Source organism: Verrucomicrobiia bacterium (assembly GCA_035765895.1).
GTDB lineage: Bacteria > Verrucomicrobiota > Verrucomicrobiia > Limisphaerales > DSYF01 > DSYF01.
Genome location: DASTWL010000067.1, coordinates 1 through 4,836, shown reverse-complemented (window position 1 = coordinate 4,836; position 4,836 = coordinate 1). Strand labels below are relative to the sequence as shown.

The 4,836-nt window shown below is 64.4% G+C and carries 6 protein-coding genes; all 6 read left to right on the top strand.

Translation table 11 applies throughout. The features are described from left to right. Positions 1 to 418 (top strand): nitrous oxide-stimulated promoter family protein (locus tag VFV96_13510; GenBank protein HEU5071415.1); only part of this gene is annotated, 418 nt, incomplete at its 5' end. 42 nt (positions 419 to 460) lie between these two features. After that, positions 461 to 1,063: an RsmD family RNA methyltransferase gene (locus VFV96_13505; protein HEU5071414.1), complete on the top strand. Its 603-nt coding sequence runs from the start codon at positions 461 to 463 to the stop codon at positions 1,061 to 1,063. Between the two features lie 113 nt (positions 1,064 to 1,176). Continuing rightward, a complete protein-coding gene (locus tag VFV96_13500; GenBank protein ID HEU5071413.1) occupies positions 1,177 to 1,992 on the top strand; it encodes an AAA family ATPase in 816 nt (271 codons plus the stop codon). A gap of 3 nt (positions 1,993 to 1,995) precedes the next feature. Continuing rightward, positions 1,996 to 2,628: a hypothetical protein gene (locus VFV96_13495; protein HEU5071412.1), complete on the top strand. Its 633-nt coding sequence runs from the start codon at positions 1,996 to 1,998 to the stop codon at positions 2,626 to 2,628. Between the two features lies 1 nt (position 2,629). Then, positions 2,630 to 3,352, top strand: coding sequence for a CAAX prenyl protease-related protein (locus tag VFV96_13490; protein HEU5071411.1), 723 nt, complete (start codon positions 2,630 to 2,632; stop codon positions 3,350 to 3,352). A 4-nt stretch (positions 3,353 to 3,356) separates the two neighbouring features. After that, the coding region (locus tag VFV96_13485; GenBank protein ID HEU5071410.1) for a pseudouridine synthase at positions 3,357 to 4,836 on the top strand (1,480 nt) is incomplete at its 3' end.

The window sequence follows — 4,836 nt, the reverse complement described above, 5'->3', positions numbered from 1 at the left end:
GGAGCCGGACTGCGGTCCGGCTCCCGGCCCTGCCAAGACCATGAACACCATGACTTCGACCCTGCCCCAGCCCGCCGCAAAACCGTTCGTCAATCGCCGGCTGGCCCGCGAATGGAAAACGGTCACCGCCATGATCCAGATTTATTGCCGCGACCAGCATCGAGCCGCGGACGAACTCTGCCCGGCGTGCGCAGAGCTGACGCGCTACGTCAGTCTGCGGCTGGACCGGTGCCGGTTCGGCGAGGAAAAACCGACCTGCGCCCGGTGCCCGGTGCATTGCTACCAGCGCGACCGGCGCGAACAAATCAAGGCCGTGATGCGTTACGCCGGACCCCGCATGGTCTGGGAGCATCCCTGGCTCAGCCTGCACCACATGCTCGACGGCTGGTTCCGGCGCCCCGCGCCCAAGCTTTCCTGAATTCCCTTGGCCGCGCCGGGCGGACCATGTTTCCCTTCCGCCATGCGCATCACTGGTGGCGAGGCGGCACGGCGGATTTTGAAGGTGCCGAAAGGCCTGGACGTCCGCCCAACGCCGGATCGGGTGAAACAGGCCGTGTTCAACAGCCTGGGCGAACGCATTCTCGGCGCGCGCGTGCTGGAACTCTTCGCGGGCTCGGGCGCACTGAGCCTTGAAGCCCTGAGCCGCGGCTGCGCCACGGCCGTGTGCATTGAAAAATCTTCGCGCCACGCCGAGTTCATCCGGCGCAATGCCGCCGCCGCCGGTTACGGTCCCGCCGTTTTTCATGCCCGCGTGCAGGACGTTTTCCCCGCGCTGCACCAAATCGCCGCAACGGGCGAGCGGTTCGACCTGATTCTCGCAGACCCGCCCTATGGCGAGAAAAACGTCGGCCGGCGCTCGACCTCGCTGGCTCAAAAACTGATGGACGACCCGAACCTGCCCCAGGTCCTCGCGGCGGACGGCTTGCTGATTTTGGGACACGCGAAACGAGACACGTTGGCCATTCCAGACGCCTGGCGGGAACTGAAGGTGCTGACCCACGGCGACAACGTAATGCGCTTTCTCCAGCCGCGCCGCCCCGCGAACCCGTCGCCAACCGCCTAAAACGCAGCAATTACGATGGATTTGCGTCAGGCCGGGCTTGTTTTGTCGCCCGGTGCCGCGGCGCCGGCCACGGTTTTCCTTCCCTCGGGCACTGGTTTTGCTAAAAGGCCCGCGTGTATCTCGAACATTATGGGCTGAAGGAGCCGCCGTTCGCGATCACACCGAACCCGCGGTTCCTTTTTTACAGTGGCAAGCATCGCGAAGCCTACAATCATTTGTTGTATGGCATCCGCGAGCGCAAAGGCTTTGTGCAGCTCACCGGCGAAGTCGGCGCGGGCAAAACCACGCTGTGCCGCGCCATGCTGGACGCGCTCGACGGACAATTTGCCACCGCGCTGATCCTGAATCCGGTGATGAGCCCGAACGAAATGATGAAGGCCATCGCCATCGAATTCGGCCTCGCCGTCGAAGGCATGGACCGGCTCGAAACGCTGGCCGTCATCAACGAATTTCTCCTCTGGCGCGCCGGCAACGGCAAGGACGCCGTGCTGATCATTGACGAGGCACAGAATCTGACCGACGAGCTGCTCGAACAGGTCCGCCTGCTCTCGAATCTGGAGACGGACGACCGGAAGCTGTTGCAGATCGTGTTGATGGGACAACCCGAGCTGCGCGACCGGTTGAACGCGCACAACCTCCGGCAACTGCGTCAGCGCATTACCGTGCGCTACCACCTGAGTGCATTGACGCGGGAGGAAGTCGGCGAATACATCCGGCATCGCATCCACGTTTCCGGCGGCAACGGCCGGCCGCAGTTCACGACCGCCGCCATCTGGCGCATTCATCGTTACAGCGACGGCGTGCCGCGCCTCGTGAACGCGGTGTGCGACAAGGCGCTGCTGGCCGGCTTTGTGCACCAAACCGACCGGATTGGTTACAGCTTGATTGGCCGCGCGATTCGCGAACTGGAAGGCCACATTGCGGAGTAAATCATGAGCCTGATCAACGATGCCCTGAAACGCACCAAGGAGGCGCAACAGCAAAACCCGCCGCCCGCCAGCGGCCCCACGTTGCGCCCGGCCGACGCGGCGCCCGCCAAATCGGGCAGCGGCGCGCAAATGCTGCTGTTCACGCTCGTGGCCGCCATCATTCTGGGAAATCTGCTGCTGTGGCTTGCGTTGAAAGATCGCGGTCACCAACCGGCTGCGGCGAACAACGCAACGCCCGTTGCCGTCGCCGCGGCTGCTCCCGCTGCTCCGGCTGCTCCGGTGACGGTTGCCGCCGTGGCTCCGCCGGCGGCACCCGCTGAACCGGTCGCCCCCGCTCCGACGAACATCGTGCCGGCCGCCCTTGAAGCTGCCGTCGCCCCCACCAACGCGGCCGTGGCGGTCACCACGATCACCAATGAGCCCGCGCCGGAGCCGGCGGTGGTTTTTGTGAATCCCAAGCCCGCGCCGCTGCGTTTGCAGAGCATCATTTACAATCCCACGCAACCCTCCGCGATGATCGGTGGCAAATTCCTCTTCCTGGGCGACAGCATCCAAGGCTTTCGGCTGATCGCCATCGACAAGGAAACCGTCACGCTCGCCGGCAATGGTCAGACCAACGTTTTGAGATTGCCGTGACTTGGTCGGGCGCAACTGCTACATCCTGCGCCCGGCACCGATGAATCCGCTGCGTGAATTACTGCAACGCTCACCCGGCCACGCTCGCGTGGCGCCCTTTTTCATCTTCGTTTTCCTGACGGCGGGACAGGCGTTCCTCGGTGTCGATGCGAAGTATTGGGTTTACCTGCTGAAGACGCTGGCGGGCATCTGGCTGATTTGGGAAGCCCGCGCACTGGTGCCGGAAATGCGCTGGGCGGTAAGTTGGGAAGCCGTGGCGGTCGGGGTGCTCGTGTGCGTCCTGTGGGTCGGCCTCGATCCTTACTACTCGATGAACCACATCTTCTTCAAACCCACGCCCGGCGACGAATGGAATCCGGTGGACCGCTACGGTGCCGGTTCCGCAATGGCGTGGTTGTTCATCGGGGTGCGCATTTTGGGTTCGTCGCTGGTGGTGCCGCCTTTGGAGGAAGTTTTCTACCGCTCCTTCCTCTACCGCAAATTCATCAAGGACGATTTCATGCAGGTGCCGATGGGTTACTTTGCCGGCGCGTCGTTTGTCGTCGTTTCGGTGCTCTTTGGCTTCATGCACTACCAATGGCTGCCCGGCATCCTGTGCGGCATGCTTTACCTCGGACTGGTCATCCGCAAGAAGCGCCTGGGCGACGCCATGACCGCCCATGCCATCACGAATTTCCTGCTCGGCATCTGGGTTGTCTGGCAGGGCGCGTGGCAGTTTTGGTGAGCCCGTGATCCCGTGCGTCCTCTCTGAAGACGAGCATCTGCTGGTGGTGGACAAACCGGCCGGCGTGAACACCCACGCGCCGTCGCCTTACGCCGGCGAGGGCCTCTACGACTGGCTCCGCCACCGCGAACCCCGCTGGGCCACGCTGGCCATCCTGCATCGCCTCGACAAGGAAACCAGCGGCGTGCTGGTCTTCGGCAAAACGGCGGCGGCCAACCGCGCCTTGACGGAGCAATTCACGCAACGCCGCGTCACCAAAAAATATCTCCTGCTGACCGACCGGCCGGTGCCCCGCCGTGAGTTTACCGTCAAGTCCGCCCTGGCGCGGCGCGGCGAAACTTACGCGAGCCGGCCAGGCGGCGAGCCCGCCGAAACGCATTTCCGCGTCGTTGAGACCCGGGCCGGCCTGACGCTCCTCGAGGCTGAACCGCGCACCGGGCGCACCCACCAAATCCGCGTGCACGCGGCCGAATCGGGCCTGCCCATTCTCGGTGACACGCTTTATGGCGGCACCGCGGCGGAACGCGTCTTCCTGCACGCGGCGGAACTGCACTGCACGCACCCGGAAACCGGAAAACCCTGCGGGTTCCGGTCCCGGACCGATTTTGGTTTTCCCGCGCGCGCGGCGGCCTTTCCCATGGCGCTCGCGCGACGGCAGGCGCTGATTGATCCGGCGGAGACGAATGCGCTGCGCCTGATCCACGGCGCCGGCGACGGCTGGCCGGGCTGGCAGGTTGAACAACTGGGCGGGTTCCTGCTCTCGCAGGCGGAAGATCCGCTCACGCCCGCGCAACGCGAACAACTCGCAACGTGGTGCCGCGTCACGGGAGCACAAGGCGCCTACCACAAGCGGCTGAACCGCCAAGTGAGACGAACCGCCGCCGCGGAAGCGTCACCCCAGCTCGTGCTCGGCAACGCCGCACCCGAACGTTTTGAAATCCGGGAAAACGGCCTGCGCTTCGAGCTGAGCTTCAGCGAGGGCTACTCCGTCGGCTTGTTTCTGGATCAACGCGACAACCGCCGCCGGCTTTTGACCGGGCACGTGGCCGCCGGCTTCCCGCTTTTGGCCGCAGCAACCCAAAGCCCGCCGGCCGAACTGCTGAATTGCTTCGCCTACACGTGCGGCTTTTCAGTCTGCGCCGCCAGGGCCGGGCTGCGGACGACGAGCCTCGACCTGTCGAAAAAGTATCTCGACTGGGGCCGGCGCAACTTCGCCCTGAACCGCCTCGATCCCGCGGCGCATGATTTTGTTTTCGGCGACACCTTCGACTGGTTGAAGCGCTTCGCCAAAAAGGGCCGTGCATTTGACATCGTCGTGCTCGATCCGCCGACGTTTTCACAATCCAAGGCCAGCGGCACATTCCGGGTGGAAAAGGACTACGGCAAACTCGTCACCGCGGCGCTGGCCGTGCTGAAGCCGGACGGCGTTTTGTTGGCGTCCACCAACGCCGCGGACTGGGCGCCCGAAGCCTTCGTCGCCGGCG